This window comes from Streptomyces sp. NPDC059166, assembly GCF_042755185.1.
In the GTDB taxonomy this organism is placed as follows: Bacteria; Actinomycetota; Actinomycetes; order Streptomycetales; family Streptomycetaceae; genus Streptomyces.
On the sequence record NZ_JBHZCI010000012.1, the window covers coordinates 86,848 to 100,141 of the forward strand.

The following is a 13,294-nucleotide window of genomic DNA, read 5'->3' on the forward strand; positions in this document are numbered from 1 at the left end:
ACCGGGGGGCCGAACGGCGGGGGGAATCCGCGGCCGCCACCGAAACGCCGGACGGGCGCGGCTCCCCGGGACCGCGGTGCGGTGCGTTGCATAATGCGGCCCCAGGCAGGCCCCAGGTCGTGCCGACCGCCCACCAGAGGAGTCCAGCCGTGGCTTTGACGCGCGCAGAGCGTGAGCAGTTTCTGGCCGAACCGCATGTCGCGGCGATCGCCGTGGACGCACCGGAGGAGGGCAGGGCGCCGCTCACCGTGCCGATCTGGTATCAGTACGAGGCCGGCGGCGATCTGTGGATCATGACGGGCCGCGACTCCCACAAGGGGAAGGCGATCGCCGCGGCCGGCCGCTTCAGCATCATGGTGGACCGTGTGACGCCGACCGTCCGCTACGTGTCCGTCGAAGGGCCGGTCACATCCACCGCCCCCGCCACCCGCGAGCTGCTGACCGAGATCGCCTCGCGCTACCTGGCGGCCGACAAGGTCGCGGCCTACGTCGACTTCGCCTGGAAGGCCCACGGCGAGCAGGTCGTGATCCACATGCGCCCCGAGCACTGGCTGAGCACCGACCTCGGCGCGGTCTGACCCGTCGGCCCGCGCCGCACCGCCCGCTCCACCGCTTCGGCGAGCGGGCGGTGCCGTGTCACGGCCGGAGCCGAACCACTGATTCCGGTCATCACATCTTCGTACTGATCTTGTGGCATAGATCGTTTAGGCTCTGGGCAGCATCAGGGCGCACATGATGGGGCATCAAATTGCGTCCCAAAACGTGCACTTCGAGTCAACGGGCGACAATATCGATCGCCCTGTCGCAGGGGCGGGGGGCCTGCGAACCGTGTCAAGAGAGGACACCCATGCCGCAGGACGTCACGTTCGACCTCCCCTTCGAGGCACCGGTCAGCGAGCATCTCGCCCCCGCCCGGGAGCGTCATCTGCGCTGGGTCTGGGAGACGGGCCTGGTGCGGAGCCAGGCGGGGTTCGAGGAGTACCAGTCCTGGGACCTCCCCCAGGCGGCGGCGCGGACCTACCCCCACGCCTCGGCCGAGGACATGGTCGTCCTGATGAACTGGTTCTCCCTGGCCTTCCTCTTCGACGACCAGTTCGACTCCGGGAGCCCCGACCGGGCGGACCGGATAGCCGAGGTGGCACGGGAACTCATCGCCACACCGCTGCGCCCGGCGGGCACGCCTCCACGCGTGGTCTGCCCGATCACCACCGCGTGGGCGGAGGTCTGGGCCCAGCTCTCGGATGGCATGTCCCTGACTTGGCGTACCCGCTTCGCCGCGTCCTGGGGACGGTTCCTCGTGGCGCACACCGAGGAGGTCGACCTGGCGGCCAGGGGCCGGGCGGGAACGCTCTCCATCGAGGAGTACGCGGAGTTCCGCCGCCGCACCGTGGGCATCCACCACAGCATCGACGCGGGTGAGCGCAGCCGCGGCTTCGAGGTCCCGGCGCAGGTCCAGGCGCACGACCTGATGGTCAGGATGCGCGACCTGGCCGCGGACACCATCGGCTTCATGAACGACATCCACTCCTTCGAGCGCGAGAAGCGCCGGGGGGACGGCCACAACCTCATCGCGGTTCTGCACCGGGAGCGCGGGGGAACCTGGGAGCAGGCCGCGGACGAGGCCTACCGGATGACCACGGAGTGCCTCGACGAGTACCTGGAACTGGAGGCCCGGGTGCCGGGGATGTGCGACGAGCTGGGCCTCGGCCGTGACGAGCGCGACCAGGTACGGATGGGCGTGGAGGCCATCCAGCACTGGATCAGCGGGAACTACGAGTGGGCGCTGACCTCGGGCCGGTACGCCGCCGCGAAGGAGGGCCCCGCCGCGACCGCGGAGCTCGCGGGACGCGGATCGCTGGACGACCTGCTCGCCGTCTGACCGGCCCCTTCCCGCCCGCCCGGCCCGGAGTGCGCACCGGCCGGGCGGGGGTCCGGCCGGTGCGGCGCCGAGTCGCCCCGGACCGGATGGGCCCGGGGCGGGCGGCGCTCAGCCGCCCTGGGGGGTGAACTCGACGGGAAGGGCGTCCAGCCGGGCCTCCCAGGTGGAGGCCGTCGAGGTGAGCTCGTCGGCGGGTACGGACAGCCGCAGTCCGGGCAGGCGGTGCAGCAGGGTGTCGACGGCGGTCTCGATGATGGCCTGGCCGATGTTCTGGCCGGGGCACTCGTGAGGGCCGCCGCTGAACGCGAGGTGCGACTGGTTCCCGAGCACGGAGACGCCCTCGTCCGGCCGGATGTCCGGGTCGAGGTTCCCGGCGGCGAGCCCGAGCACCAGCAGTTCGCCCTCCCGGATCCGCGTACCGCCCAGTTCGAGGTCCGAGGTGGCGAACCGGCCGGGGAGGACCGCCAGGGGCGGGGTGTTCCACATGACTTCCTCGACGACCTCGGAGACGGCCCGCCGGCCGCCGACGAGTCCGGCGAGCCGGGAGGAGTCGGTGAGGATCAGTTCCAGCACCCGGGCCAGCAGATTGCTGGTGGTGGTGTGCGCGGTGATGAGGACGAGCCGCAGATGGCTGAGGATCTCGCCCTCGTCCAGGTCCGCGTCGTGGCCGAGCAGTCCGGTGGTGAAGTCGGGCCCGGGCTCGATCCGCTTGCGTTCCGCGAGCTCCGCCAGGATCCCCATGATGCGGTCGTTGTGTTCGAGGGCGTCCGGCCCGCCCTTGATGACCTGCGCGCAGGAGACCGCGAGGCTGCGCCCCTCGGCCGCCGGGAGCCCGAACAGCCGGGTCAGCACGAGCATCGGCAGGTACTCGGCGTAGTCCCCGACGAGATCGGCGGTGCCCGCCGCGGCGAACGCGTCGATCTGCTTGTTCGCGAAGTGCGTGACATGGCGGCGGATCCCGCGCCCCGCGACGGTGTCCAGGTTGTCGGTGACGGCCCTGCGCAGCCTGCGGTGCGGTTCGCCGTCCTGCGAGACGCAGTCGGGGCGCCAGCCCAGCATCTGGATCAGCGGTGAGGTCTCCTCGACACCCCCGTCCTTCCAGTCCTGCCAGATCCGTGAGTCACGGCTGAACTGGAGCGGGTTGTCGAGCACCCGCCTGCTCTCCCGGTAGCCGAGCACCAGCCAGGCGCGGACGTCCCCTTCGAGGAGCACCGGCGCCACCGCCCCGTACTCCTTGCGCAGCCGCCCGTAGATGCCCTGCGGATCGACCGCGGCGTCCGGCCCGTACAGCCGGGTGAGCCCGTCGGTGCCGCCGTGCGCGACGGGGCAGCCCCCGGGGGCGTCCGCCCCGGCCGCCGGGTGTCCGCCGCTCGCCTCGTGGTCATCGGTCATCGGGACTCCAGGGCGGGGGCGGAACGTGCCTTGAGGTGGTGGATCAGCGCGATCAGCACATCGCGGCTGGAGGCACGGTCCCGGGCGTCGCAGGTCACGACCGGGGTGTGGTCGGGTATGTCCAGGGCGTCGCGGATCTCTTCGATCGGGTGGTCCTTGGAGTCGGGGAACACGTTCAGGGCGATGACGAAGGGTACGTCCTGCCGCTCCATCTCCTCGATGGCCCGGAAACTGGAGGCCAGCCTGCGGGTGTCGACCAGGACGACCGCGCCCAGGGCGCCCTTGAACAGGCCGTTCCACAGGAACCAGAACCGCTCCTGCCCGGGCGTCCCGAACAGGTAGAGCACCAGCTCGTCGTTGAGGCCGATCTTCCCGAAGTCGAGGCTGACGGTGGTCTCCTGCTTGTCCGCCACCCCGATCAGGTCGTCGACGTCCGCACTGGCCTGCGTCAGCGTCTCCTCGGTGGTGAGCGGCTTGATGTCGCTGACCGAGCGCACCAGGGTGGTCTTACCGGTGCCGAACCCGCCGGCGATCATCACCTTCACCGATCGGGTGCCGCCGGCGGCCGCGTGCCGGCCTGGGCGGTCAAAGCCTTTGAAGTCCACTGAGTACCTCCTCAAGGAGCGCGAGGTCGGGCGCGCGGCCGACGGCTGACGCCGGGATGGGGTCACGGGCTTCGACGCGGCCTGCGTCCAGCAGATCGGCGAGCAGCACCGCGAGGATGTTGAAGGGCAGTCCGAGATGGGCGCCGAGCTCGGCCACCGACAACGGGTCTCGGCAGCGACGGATGATCTCCTCGTGCTCGTGCTGCAGGCCCGGTTCGGCCCCGGAGCGGGAGATGATCAGGGTCGCCACGTCCAGGGTCGACGCCGGACCCGCCGGTCCGCTGCGCCCTCCGGTGAGGACGTAGTAGCGCTCGAGACCGGGCGGGTCCGTGGGCCGGCGGGGACCACTCATCCAGTGTGCTCCTCCAGGCGCGGACTGGTGCCGAGGAGCTCTCCCATCCTGCGCGCCAGGTCTCTCATCTGATGGCCGAGCAGGCCCTGGTCGAGCCCTTCCCGGGCGAGGACCCCGAGGTAGGTCTCCACCCCTGCCCGCACCACGAAGAGGTGACCGCCGTCGACCTCGATCATCGCGAGGCGGAGCTGGCCGGCGTACGTGGGGAATTGCTCGGCGACGGGCTGGGCGAGCGCCTGCAGGCCCGCGACCACGGCGGCGAAGCGGTCCACGTCGTCCGGGTCGTCGGCGCCGTAGGAGGTGATGGCCTTTCCGTCGCTGGAGGCCACGAGGGCGAAGCGGATCTCCCGGATGCTCTCCGTCAGATCGCGGAGCGCCCAGCTCACGTCGGTTCCCTGTTGCGTCATGGGGACTAGTCGCTCTCTTCCGTACGTTCGGACTCACGGCCGGCACGCGTCTCACGTGCGCCCGGGCCGGCGTCCACGGGGGCGGTCGTGCCAGGCAGGTCGCTGTCGCGTCCGGCCGTGGCGAAGGCGGCGAGGCCGGCGAACGAGGCGTCCGGCGGCACGGCGGCCACGGACTCCGCGGGCCGCGTCGCGGCCACGGGCTCCACGGCCCGCGCGGCCGCGCCCGGCACCGCGTCCGCTCTCCGGCTCCTGCGCCGGGGCAGTCCGCCCGGCGTGGTGTCCGTGGCGACCGGCGCTTCCGCGGCGCGGGGGACGCCCACGGGAGCCGGCGCCGCAGCGGCGATCGGCCTGGGCGCCTGTGCGGCACCCCCGGCGGTCGCGGGCGCGGACGGCTCCACGGCCGGCGCGGGCAGATGGCTGAAGTACTTGTGCGGTACGACCACGACGACGGAGGTGCCGAGCCAGGGCGAGTCCGCGAAGGTGACGCGGATGCCGTAGCGGCGCGCCAGGGCGCCCACCACACGCAGGCCGAGGTTGGCGTCCTCGGAGATTCCGCCGAGGCCGGGGCCCTTCGAGGTGCCCGCGATGGCCTGCTCGGCCTCGCGCTTGCGCTCGTCGCTCAGGCCCTTGCCCGAGTCCTGGATCTCGATGCCGACGCCGTTGGGCACCTCCTTGCCGGAGACGACCACGGGTTCGGCCGGCGGGGAGTAGCGCGCCGCGTTGTCCAGGAGGTGGGCGAAGATCAGGGTGAGGTGGTCCACCAGGGAGCCGTCCACCCCGAGTTCGGGCAGGTGGCGTATCTGGACGCGGTTGAAGTCCTTGATCCGGCCGATTCCGCCCCGTACGACGCTGAGCAGGCGCTGGGGGTCCTGCCACTGGCGTCCGGGCCGGTCCGAACCGCCGAGCACGCCGATGCTCGCGGCCAGGCAGTCGGCGGGGCCGATCTCCTGGTCGAGTTCCATGAGGCCCTGGGCCACGGCGGGCAGCCGCCCGTGTTCGCCCTGCATCTCGTGCAGCCGGCCGCGCAGCCTGCCGGTCAGCACATGGATCCGGCTGCCGATACCGACCACGGCCTGCTCCGCGGAGGTCGAACGATTCAGCTCTTCCTCGACACCGAGGAGCGCGGTCCGCAGAACCTTCCTCAGCGCGGTCCGCGTCCGTGGGTCGGCGTCCTCCTCCTGGCCGGCCTCCGCCAGGATGTCGTCGATGGCCTCGCCCTCGCGCAGCCGCTTCACGGCTTCCGGGAGGTGGACGTCGCCGAGGCGGACGACGAGCTCGCGCCGCAGCTCCAGCTGTCGCTCCCAGTCGCGGGTCCTTGCCTCGAGGCTGTCCTCGTGCATCCGGGAGCTCTCGGCGAGCTCGGCCTCGAACCGGGACTTCTGCTCGGCCAGTCGCGCCTGCAAGGAGGACCGCTCGGCCGCGAATCCCTGCTCCCGGTCCGCGACGTCGGCGTAGCGCTGCCGGGAGTGCTCGGCCTGGGCCGCGCGGAAGTCGGCGTCGGCCTGCCGCAGTTGCGTACGGGAGCGGATCAGGAGCCGCACGCAGACCGCGCCGGCGACGGTGACCGCCGCACCCGCGAACGTCGCGGGTATCTGGGCCTCGTCCGGTCCGGCCACCGCTGTGACCACGGTCCCGGCTCCCAGGGTCAGCGGCATCAGCCACCAGCCGAGCCAGGCGGCGGGAGCACGGGCCGCGGGTGGTGGAGTGGCAAGTTCCATCTGCATCCTTCGAGTGCACCACTTTCGAACGGGGGCGGTGCGGGCAGCGCCCGGGGGGAGCGCGCAGCATCGCGGCAGCAAACTGACATGACGTCAACTCGCCGCGCCGCAGCGGAGCCTATCGGGTTCAGCAGCAAACTGATCAACCGTCCTCCGCATATCGGGAGGTATTCGATCATGCTGTGGCCGGAACTGTGCGTCCGCCCCGGGGCGCGACGCCGCCAGGGCGCCACGCCGCCGGCCGAGGGGGCGGCACAGCTGACCTGAGGACGCGGCAGGCGGCGCGCTCCCCCGCCGGGGCCGGGACACCCGCCGCCGCGTCCGCTCGCAAGCGTCAGCCCGTGGGCGTCAGCCCGTGGGCGTCAGCCTTCCTCGGGGGCGGGGACAAGGCCGTCCGCCGCGAGGCCCGCGAGCACCGCCTCCCCCAGGGCGTGCACCGCGGACTGCGGGCGGACCATCACGGTGAACTCCTTGACGCGGCCCTCGTCGTCGAACTGCAGCAGATCGATGCCGTGGATCTGCTTGCCACCCGCGGTCGCCCTGAAGACGAGGATCGCCGAGGGTGAGTCCGGCCCGCCCGCCCCGGTCTCGGCGGCGCCCTCGAACCGCCCGGTGTAACGGAAGTCCTCGAAGGTGCGGAGCAGGACACCGAAGAGCCCCAGGACCGCGGGCCGGCCCTCGAAGGGTGTCCACTTCACCGGACTCCAGAGGCGGATGTCCTCGGTGAACAGCTCCTCCAGTGCCGCGAGATCACCCTTCTCCACGGCCGCGCGGAACCGGTCGACGGTCTGCTGCATGACTCCTCCAGATACTCAATAAAGTTACTAGTCACTTTCTTGAGTATGATGAGGGAGACGGACACGACTTGGGAAGGGGCCTCCCCGATGGCCTTGCGACATGCCGTGCTGGCCGCCCTGCTGGACGGCGAGTACAGCGGATACCAACTGGCCAAGGCCTTCGACGTCGGCGTGGCCAACTTCTGGCACGCCGTGCCCCAGCAGCTCTACACGGAGCTGGCGAGGCTGGAGCGGGACGGGCTGGTCACGGGACGGCAGGTGGTCCAGGAGACCCGGCCCAACAAGCGGGTGTTCCGGGTCACGGACGCCGGACTCGCGGAGCTGGAGCGCTTCGCCGCAGCCGTGTCGAAACCCTCCTTCATCCGCGACGACCTGCTGGTGAAGGTCCAGGCCGCCGATCGCGTCGACGGCGCACCGCTCGTCGCCCAGCTCGAGGAACGGGCGACCGCGGCCGAGGCGAGGATCGACCTCTTCGGCGGGCTGCTGCGCCAGATGCGGGGCGACGCCGACGAGGAGGAGTTCCTGCTGCGGGGTGAGCGGATCGGTCCGTATCTGACCTGCATGCGGGGCCTGGCCTTCGAACGGGACAACAGGGACTGGTGCCTGCGGGTCGCGGCCGTCCTGCGCGAGAGGAGCGGTGTACGTGGCCGGCGGTGAGTACCTTCGCTATGTCGCCCTGGGCGACAGCCAGACCGAGGGCGTGGGCGACGGGGACGACGTCACCGGTCTGCGCGGCTGGGCCGACCGGCTGGCCGGGCACCTGGCCGCCGCCGAGCCCGCGCTCGAGTACGCCAACCTGGCGGTACGGGGGCGGCTCGCCCACCAGGTCCACGCGGAGCAGCTGGGCCCCGCCCTGGCGCTGCGTCCCGACCTGGCGACGGTCGTCGCCGGGGTCAACGACGTACTGCGGCCCAGGTTCGACGCGGCGGAGGTCGCCGGGCACCTGGAGCAGATGTTCGCCGCGCTCACGGCCGCCGGGGCCCGTGTGGCGACCCTCACCTTCCCTGACGTCGGGGCGATAGCACCGGCCGCCCGGCCGGTACGGTCCCGCGTGCTGGAGCTCAACGCCCGCATCCGGACAGCGGCCGCCCGGCACGGCGTCACGGTGGCGGAGTGCGACCGGTACCCGGTCGCCACGGACCCCCGGCTGTGGAGCGCCGACCGCCTGCACGCGAGCCCGCTGGGCCACGAGCGGATCGCGGCCGCCGTCGCCCACTCGCTCGGCCTCCCCGGCAGCGACGAGACCTGGGCGCTGCCGCTGCCGCCGCAGCGGCTCCCCACCGGCGTACGAGCCGCGGCGGCTGAGGTGCGCTGGGCCGCCGGATTCCTCGGCCCATGGCTCGGACGCCGGCTGCGCGGCAGGTCCTCCGGCGACGGCCGTGTGCCGAAACGCCCTCAGCTGCTGCCGTACACCGATGCCGAGGTCCCGGACGCGCGCGGCCTCTGACCGGCGGGAGCGCCGCTCAGCCCTCCCCGGCCGGGCACCCCCCGCGACGTACCGGCCACCGGGCCCCTGACGGCACGCCAGGAAAGCCGCAGACCTAGGATGGTTGCCTCGGTCTACTGAGCAGGGAGTTCCCGCATGCGCGTAGCACTCGGTCTCGGTCTGCCGCAGGCGAACCAGTACGGCATCGGCCGCGACGTCCCCCTGGTGGCGCGTGCCGCGGAAGCGGCCGGATACGACAGCCTGTGGGTGTACGAGCGGATCATCTTCCCCCAGCCGGCCACCCAGGGCCTGTACGGCATCTCGGGGCTGGCCTGGCCGGACAACTACCGGGGGGTCGCCGATCCCCTGATCACCCTGACACTGGCCGCCGCGGCCACGGAACGTGTCCAGCTCGGCACGAGCGTCCTGGTCGCCCCCCTGCATGTGCCCTTCCAGCTCGCCCGCTCCCTCGCCTCCCTCGACGCGGCCAGCGGTGGCCGCGTGATCGCCGGGCTGGGTACGGGCTGGTCGCTGGACGAGTACGCGGCCGCCTCCGTCGCCCCGTTCGAGCGGCGCGGCGCCGTGCTGGACGAGCTGCTGGACGTGTGCGCGGCCGTCTGGGGGCCGGACCCCGTCTCGTACAGCGGCGCCCTGACCACGATCGCGCCGTCCGAGGTCGGCCCCAAGCCGGCCCGCCCCATCCCCGTCTACCTCCCCGCGAGCAGCCCCCGGGCGACCCGCCGCCTGGTCGACCGGGCCGACGGCTGGATGCCGGTGGCGGCGGGCCCCGCACAGCTCTCGCAGCAGTGGCAGCGGGTACAGGAGACCGCCGCCGAACGCGGGCGCGAGCGCCCGCTCGGCGTCTGGGCCCGCGCCAACGCCCGCCACACCCCCGAGCCGTTGCCAGGCGCCGACCGCAAGCCCTTCCACGGTGATGCCGCGCAGATCGTCGAGGACCTCGTCGCACATGCCGCCACCGGGGTCCCCGGAATCCTGCTGGACCTCCAGGCCACACTCCATGACGCGTCGGAACTCGCCGACGTGGCGACCGAGGTGTACGAGGGGGCGCGGGCGGCCGGTATCTGACGGACTGCCGGCCGTGAGCCGAACCCGGGCCCGCGCGATGAAGGTCGCCGGTGTTCCCTCCCGGATCGACCTCACGAGGAGGCCGCCGCTACGCCTCGCGGCCCCGCTCGGTCACCCTCGTCGGCGTCGCCGGCCGATCCGGCCATGAGACCTTCGGTCGGCGGCAGACGAGTCGGGCTGCACGCCGGGGTCTGTCCCGCTCACGACTTCCGGCATGAGGTACGTGCGATGCGCGATCCGCTCCGGCGGCGTCCGGGCGGCGGCTCATCAGGCCGCTCGCCCGGACCGGAGCGCCTTCGGACGGACGGGCGGCATCCGTCGCGGCGGTCAGTCACGGGGCAGGAGGGCTCGAGAGAGCACGGCGGTGGCAAGGAGGAGGACGGCGACGGTGACGAGGCCGATGCGCATGCCCGGGAGGGAGAAGCCCCCGGCGGAACCGGCGAGCAGTCCGCCGAACAGCGCGACGGCGAGCGCACCGCCGGTCTGACGACAGGAGTTGAGGAGCCCGGACGCGGTCCCCGGGCGCTCCGACGGAACCACGTCCATCAGCAGCGCGGTCAGCGCGGGCACCGCGAGCGCCCCGCCCACACCCAGCGGCAGCAGCAGGACCAGCACCAGCCACAGCGGAGTCTGTGCGGCCAGCGGCAGCATGGCGAGCATGGCGATGACGAAGATCAGCTGCCCGACGACGATCACCGAACGGCGCCCGATCCGCTCCGCCAGCCGCGGCGACAGCAGGTTGTTCGCCGTCACCAGCGCCGAAACCGGGACGAACATCAGCCCGGCCGCGAACGCCGGCATTCCTCGCAGCTGCTGGTAGTACAGCCCCAGCAGGAAGATCCCGCCGTAGAAGGCGGCGTTGACGGTGAAGCCGACCGCGAGCGTGACGGCCAGCCGGCGGTTCTTCAGCAGGGCCGGAGGGACCATGGGCTGGCGGTGGCGCGCCTCGATCACCCAGAAGGCGTAACCGGAAACGGCGGCGAGCGCGGCGGCGGCCGGCACGGGGCCGCTGGTCCAGCCCAGGTGGCCACCCTCGATCACGGTGAAGGTCAGCCCGGCCAGGGCCAGAACCGCGCTGAGCTGGCCACCGCCGTCCAGCACGGCGGGTCGGCGCGGGGACTGCGGCACCCGGATCAGCAGGATGAGGATCACCGCGCCCACCGGCAGGTTGAGCAGGAAGACGGCCCGCCAGCCGGCCATGTCGGTGAACAGCCCGCCCAGCACCGGGCCCGCCGCCATCGCCACCGCGCCACCGGCCGTCCACGTCGCGATGGCCCGGGCGCGTGCCCGGGCGTCTTCGAAGGCCTGCCGGACCAGTGCCAGCGAGGCCGGCATCACGATCGCGGCAGCAGCGCCCTGTGCCACGCGTGCGGCGACCAGCACGCCGATGCCGGGCGCGAGCGCGCAGCCGAGGGAGGCGAGAGTGAACAGGGCGACGCCCCAGGCGTAGGCGCGGCGGGCGCCGGCGCGGTCGGCGAGGGCACCGGCGGAGAGCATCAGGGCCGCGAGCATCAGCGTGTAGGCGTCAACCACCCACTGGAGTACGGCCATTCCGCCGTCGAGGGAGTCCTGGATCGCGGGCAGCGCGATGTTCACGGCCGACACGTCGATGGTGATCACGGTGAAGCCGAGCAACGAAGCAACCAGTGCGGCGACGCGGGACTGCGGCGGTGCGGCCGGCCGGGCTCGGTCCGGCTGTCGTGGAAGCCCGGACACCGGCGGCTCGGGGGTGTGTCCGGTGCCGGAGGCGGACGGGGTGGTTGTCATGGAGGACTCCAGATCAAGGCCAGGTGACTGTTCGACAGAAAGGACCGGGCGGGCGGGCGGTCCGACGCGGCGGGGGCCGCGGCCCGGTGTCTCGCACCCCCTGGGTCCCGACGGCCGGACCGCCCGCTCCGGGATCGACTCTCCGCCCCCTCGCGGCCGTCCGGCAGACCGCGCTGTCCCCGGGTACGGCGCTCCAGGCTCTGACACGGCCCCCCACGGGCGTTGACCGCCTGCGAAAATGGCCCTATGACAGCAGCAGAGACGAGGGGCACCGAACTCGGCCGATATCTGAAGGCCCGGAGGGCGCAGGTGAAGCCGGAGGAGGCCGGTCTCCCGGCCGGCGAGGGCCTGCGCCGTACGCCCGGGCTGCGCCGGGAGGAGTTGGCCGTGCTGGCCGGAGTGAGCGTCGACTACTACATCCGCCTGGAGCGGGGTCGGGAGACCAATCCGTCGTCCGCCGTGCTGAACGCCCTGGGCCGGGCCCTGCGGCTGAGCGGCGACGGCTACGAACGCCTGCACGAACTCGCGGAGCTGGCCTCCGGCCGGTGCTCCGAGCTGTCAGCCGGCCCGCAGGACGCGGTCCGCGACTCGGTACTGCGAATGCTGGAGTCGGTTCGTCCGCTGCCCGCTTATGTGGAGGACCGCTACAACCGCGTACTGGCGGCGAACCGGCCCGGCCGGCGGCTGATGCCCGGCCTCTGGGACATGCCGGAGGACCAGCGCAACCTGACCCGCTATCTGTTCCTCCACCCCGTCGGCCGGACGCTCTACGAGCCGTGGGAGGAGACGGTCGCCCTCTCGGTGGCACATCTGCGCGCGGTCGCCGGGGCCGACCCGGACGATCCCGAGCTGACCGCGCTCGTCGGCGAACTCGCTCTGAAGTCAGCGGAATTCGCGCGCATCTGGGAACGGTACGACGTCTGCGAGCGCGGTGGCGGGCAGAAGTCCTTCCGGCATCCGAAGGTCGGGCCGATGACCCTGACATACGAGGTCATGCGACTGGCCCGGGCGAGCGGCCAGCGGATGGTGGTCTACCAGGCACTCCCCGGCACCGCGGACGAGCAGGCCATGCTGCGCCTGGACACCGTGGGCGCCACACCGGAGCCGGCACGCGTGGAGCCCCCGGAGCCGGCAGCCGAGCTGTGCCCCACCAGCGTGCCCACCGCGGCCGACGCCTCCGCCGGCTGAGCCGGGCCGCCGTCCTCGCCGGCGCTCGTCCGCGCTTGAGGTTGTCGGGCCTGGTGCCGGGCTGGGGACTCCGCAGGGACTTTCAGCGCTGTCCGAGGGACTTCCGAGGTACTTTCCGCCGCCTCACGCGGCAAGCACCTGATAGACCGGTAAGGGCCTCCGACGCACGCCGGAGGCCCTTACCCGGACAACGCCGCAGTGGGCGGCAGACGAGTCGGGCTGTACGCCGGGTTCTGTCGCCCGGTCGCCTCGCGGCGGCCGGGGAGACGGCCATCCATCTAGGACCGGCATTGCTGCCGGCCTCGTGCGGTCTACCCGCGAACTCGGGCGGGCAGCCCTCGGACGTTCGCGCAGGAGCACCGGGGTGCTCCCTCTTGACCTTGCTCCGGGTGGGGTTTACCTAGCCGCCTGAGTCGCCTCAGGCGCTGGTGGTCTCTTACACCACCGTTTCACCCTTACCCGGGACCGGAGTCCCGGGCGGTCTGTTTTCTGTGGCACTGTCCCGCGGGTCACCCCGGGTGGCCGTTAGCCATCACCCTGCCCTGTGGAGCCCGGACGTTCCTCGGGAGGATCCGGGGATCCTCACGCGGCCGTCCGCCCGGCTCGTCTGCCGTGGTGACCATGCTACCCGGCGGGGCGGGCACCTCCGTGCGGCCGTGCGGGCCGCCCGTCGCGTG

Annotated in this window: 13 protein-coding genes and 1 other RNA gene; 6 read left to right on the forward strand and 8 right to left on the reverse strand. The window is 72.5% G+C overall.

Translation table 11 applies throughout. The annotated features are described in order from the left end of the window. Nucleotides 1-149: 149 nt before the first annotated feature. Nucleotides 150-578: a pyridoxamine 5'-phosphate oxidase family protein gene (locus ACFXOA_RS11760; RefSeq protein ID WP_385025329.1), complete on the forward strand. Its 429-nt coding sequence runs from the start codon at nt 150-152 to the stop codon at nt 576-578. A gap of 269 nt (nt 579-847) precedes the next feature. Next, nucleotides 848-1,879, forward strand: coding sequence for a 7-epi-alpha-eudesmol synthase (locus ACFXOA_RS11765; RefSeq protein ID WP_385025332.1), 1,032 nt, complete (start codon nt 848-850; stop codon nt 1,877-1,879). Nucleotides 1,880-1,987: 108 nt separating this feature from the next. Here the strand turns inward: ACFXOA_RS11765 and ACFXOA_RS11770 are convergent, their stop codons facing one another. From ACFXOA_RS11770 to ACFXOA_RS11795, 6 genes are all read right to left on the reverse strand, one after another. Then, entirely contained in the window at nt 1,988-3,271 is a 1,284-nt protein-coding gene (locus tag ACFXOA_RS11770; protein ID WP_385025335.1) for a cytochrome P450, read from the reverse strand. Then, entirely contained in the window at nt 3,268-3,876 is a 609-nt protein-coding gene (locus tag ACFXOA_RS11775) for an ATP/GTP-binding protein (protein WP_385025338.1), read from the reverse strand. The genes ACFXOA_RS11770 and ACFXOA_RS11775 overlap by 4 nt, the downstream gene beginning before the upstream one ends. Beyond that, nucleotides 3,857-4,228 carry a DUF742 domain-containing protein gene (locus ACFXOA_RS11780; protein ID WP_385025341.1) on the reverse strand — a complete coding sequence of 124 codons (372 nt, stop codon included), beginning with the start codon at nt 4,226-4,228 and terminating at the stop codon, nt 3,857-3,859. The genes ACFXOA_RS11775 and ACFXOA_RS11780 overlap by 20 nt, the downstream gene beginning before the upstream one ends. Next, nucleotides 4,225-4,635, reverse strand: a complete 411-nt coding sequence (locus ACFXOA_RS11785) for a roadblock/LC7 domain-containing protein (RefSeq protein ID WP_385025344.1) — start codon at nt 4,633-4,635, stop codon at nt 4,225-4,227. Before ACFXOA_RS11785 ends, ACFXOA_RS11780 begins: the two co-directional genes overlap by 4 nt. A 5-nt stretch (nt 4,636-4,640) precedes the next feature. Continuing rightward, a complete protein-coding gene (locus ACFXOA_RS11790; RefSeq protein WP_385025346.1) occupies nt 4,641-6,353 on the reverse strand; it encodes an ATP-binding protein in 1,713 nt (570 codons plus the stop codon). 362 nt (nt 6,354-6,715) lie between these two features. Continuing rightward, the gene (locus tag ACFXOA_RS11795) at nt 6,716-7,150 is read right to left on the reverse strand and encodes a nuclear transport factor 2 family protein (protein WP_385025349.1); all 435 of its coding nucleotides are present in this window, start codon (nt 7,148-7,150) and stop codon (nt 6,716-6,718) included. 87 nt (nt 7,151-7,237) lie between these two features. Between ACFXOA_RS11795 and ACFXOA_RS11800 the strand changes: the two genes are divergently transcribed. The 3 genes from ACFXOA_RS11800 to ACFXOA_RS11810 all read left to right on the forward strand — a co-directional run bounded on the left by ACFXOA_RS11800 (nt 7,238) and on the right by ACFXOA_RS11810 (nt 9,662). Next, nucleotides 7,238-7,807, forward strand: coding sequence for a PadR family transcriptional regulator (locus tag ACFXOA_RS11800; RefSeq protein WP_385025352.1), 570 nt, complete (start codon nt 7,238-7,240; stop codon nt 7,805-7,807). Beyond that, complete coding sequence (locus ACFXOA_RS11805; RefSeq protein WP_385025354.1) at nt 7,794-8,597, forward strand: SGNH/GDSL hydrolase family protein; 804 nt, start codon at nt 7,794-7,796, stop codon at nt 8,595-8,597. Before ACFXOA_RS11800 ends, ACFXOA_RS11805 begins: the two co-directional genes overlap by 14 nt. 135 nt (nt 8,598-8,732) lie before the next feature. Continuing rightward, a complete protein-coding gene (locus tag ACFXOA_RS11810; protein WP_385025357.1) occupies nt 8,733-9,662 on the forward strand; it encodes an LLM class F420-dependent oxidoreductase in 930 nt (309 codons plus the stop codon). A 327-nt stretch (nt 9,663-9,989) separates the two neighbouring features. On the opposite strand, the gene ACFXOA_RS11815 is transcribed toward ACFXOA_RS11810, so the two are convergent. Further along, nucleotides 9,990-11,429 carry an MFS transporter gene (locus ACFXOA_RS11815; RefSeq protein ID WP_385025360.1) on the reverse strand — a complete coding sequence of 480 codons (1,440 nt, stop codon included), beginning with the start codon at nt 11,427-11,429 and terminating at the stop codon, nt 9,990-9,992. Nucleotides 11,430-11,675: 246 nt separating this feature from the next. On the opposite strand from ACFXOA_RS11815, the gene ACFXOA_RS11820 reads away from it, so the two are divergent. Further along, complete coding sequence (locus tag ACFXOA_RS11820; RefSeq protein WP_385025363.1) at nt 11,676-12,617, forward strand: helix-turn-helix domain-containing protein; 942 nt, start codon at nt 11,676-11,678, stop codon at nt 12,615-12,617. Between the two features lie 206 nt (nt 12,618-12,823). Here the strand turns inward: ACFXOA_RS11820 and rnpB are convergent. Beyond that, nucleotides 12,824-13,223, reverse strand: an RNA gene (gene rnpB, locus ACFXOA_RS11825) — RNase P RNA component class A. Between the last annotated feature and the right edge of the window lie 71 nt (nt 13,224-13,294).

What these genes read in the sequence shown, in the direction of transcription:
- ACFXOA_RS11790 (WP_385025346.1), bottom strand. Translation starts at nt 6,353, where the DNA reads ATGGAACTTGCCACTCCACCACCCGCGGCCCGTGCTCCCGCCGCCTGG.
- ACFXOA_RS11820 (WP_385025363.1), top strand. Translation starts at nt 11,676, where the DNA reads ATGACAGCAGCAGAGACGAGGGGCACCGAACTCGGCCGATATCTGAAG.
- ACFXOA_RS11795 (WP_385025349.1), bottom strand. Translation starts at nt 7,150, where the DNA reads ATGCAGCAGACCGTCGACCGGTTCCGCGCGGCCGTGGAGAAGGGTGAT.
- ACFXOA_RS11800 (WP_385025352.1), top strand. Translation starts at nt 7,238, where the DNA reads ATGGCCTTGCGACATGCCGTGCTGGCCGCCCTGCTGGACGGCGAGTAC.
- ACFXOA_RS11770 (WP_385025335.1), bottom strand. Translation starts at nt 3,271, where the DNA reads ATGACCGATGACCACGAGGCGAGCGGCGGACACCCGGCGGCCGGGGCG.
- ACFXOA_RS11765 (WP_385025332.1), top strand. Translation starts at nt 848, where the DNA reads ATGCCGCAGGACGTCACGTTCGACCTCCCCTTCGAGGCACCGGTCAGC.
- ACFXOA_RS11815 (WP_385025360.1), bottom strand. Translation starts at nt 11,429, where the DNA reads ATGACAACCACCCCGTCCGCCTCCGGCACCGGACACACCCCCGAGCCG.
- ACFXOA_RS11780 (WP_385025341.1), bottom strand. Translation starts at nt 4,228, where the DNA reads ATGAGTGGTCCCCGCCGGCCCACGGACCCGCCCGGTCTCGAGCGCTAC.
- ACFXOA_RS11785 (WP_385025344.1), bottom strand. Translation starts at nt 4,635, where the DNA reads ATGACGCAACAGGGAACCGACGTGAGCTGGGCGCTCCGCGATCTGACG.
- ACFXOA_RS11810 (WP_385025357.1), top strand. Translation starts at nt 8,733, where the DNA reads ATGCGCGTAGCACTCGGTCTCGGTCTGCCGCAGGCGAACCAGTACGGC.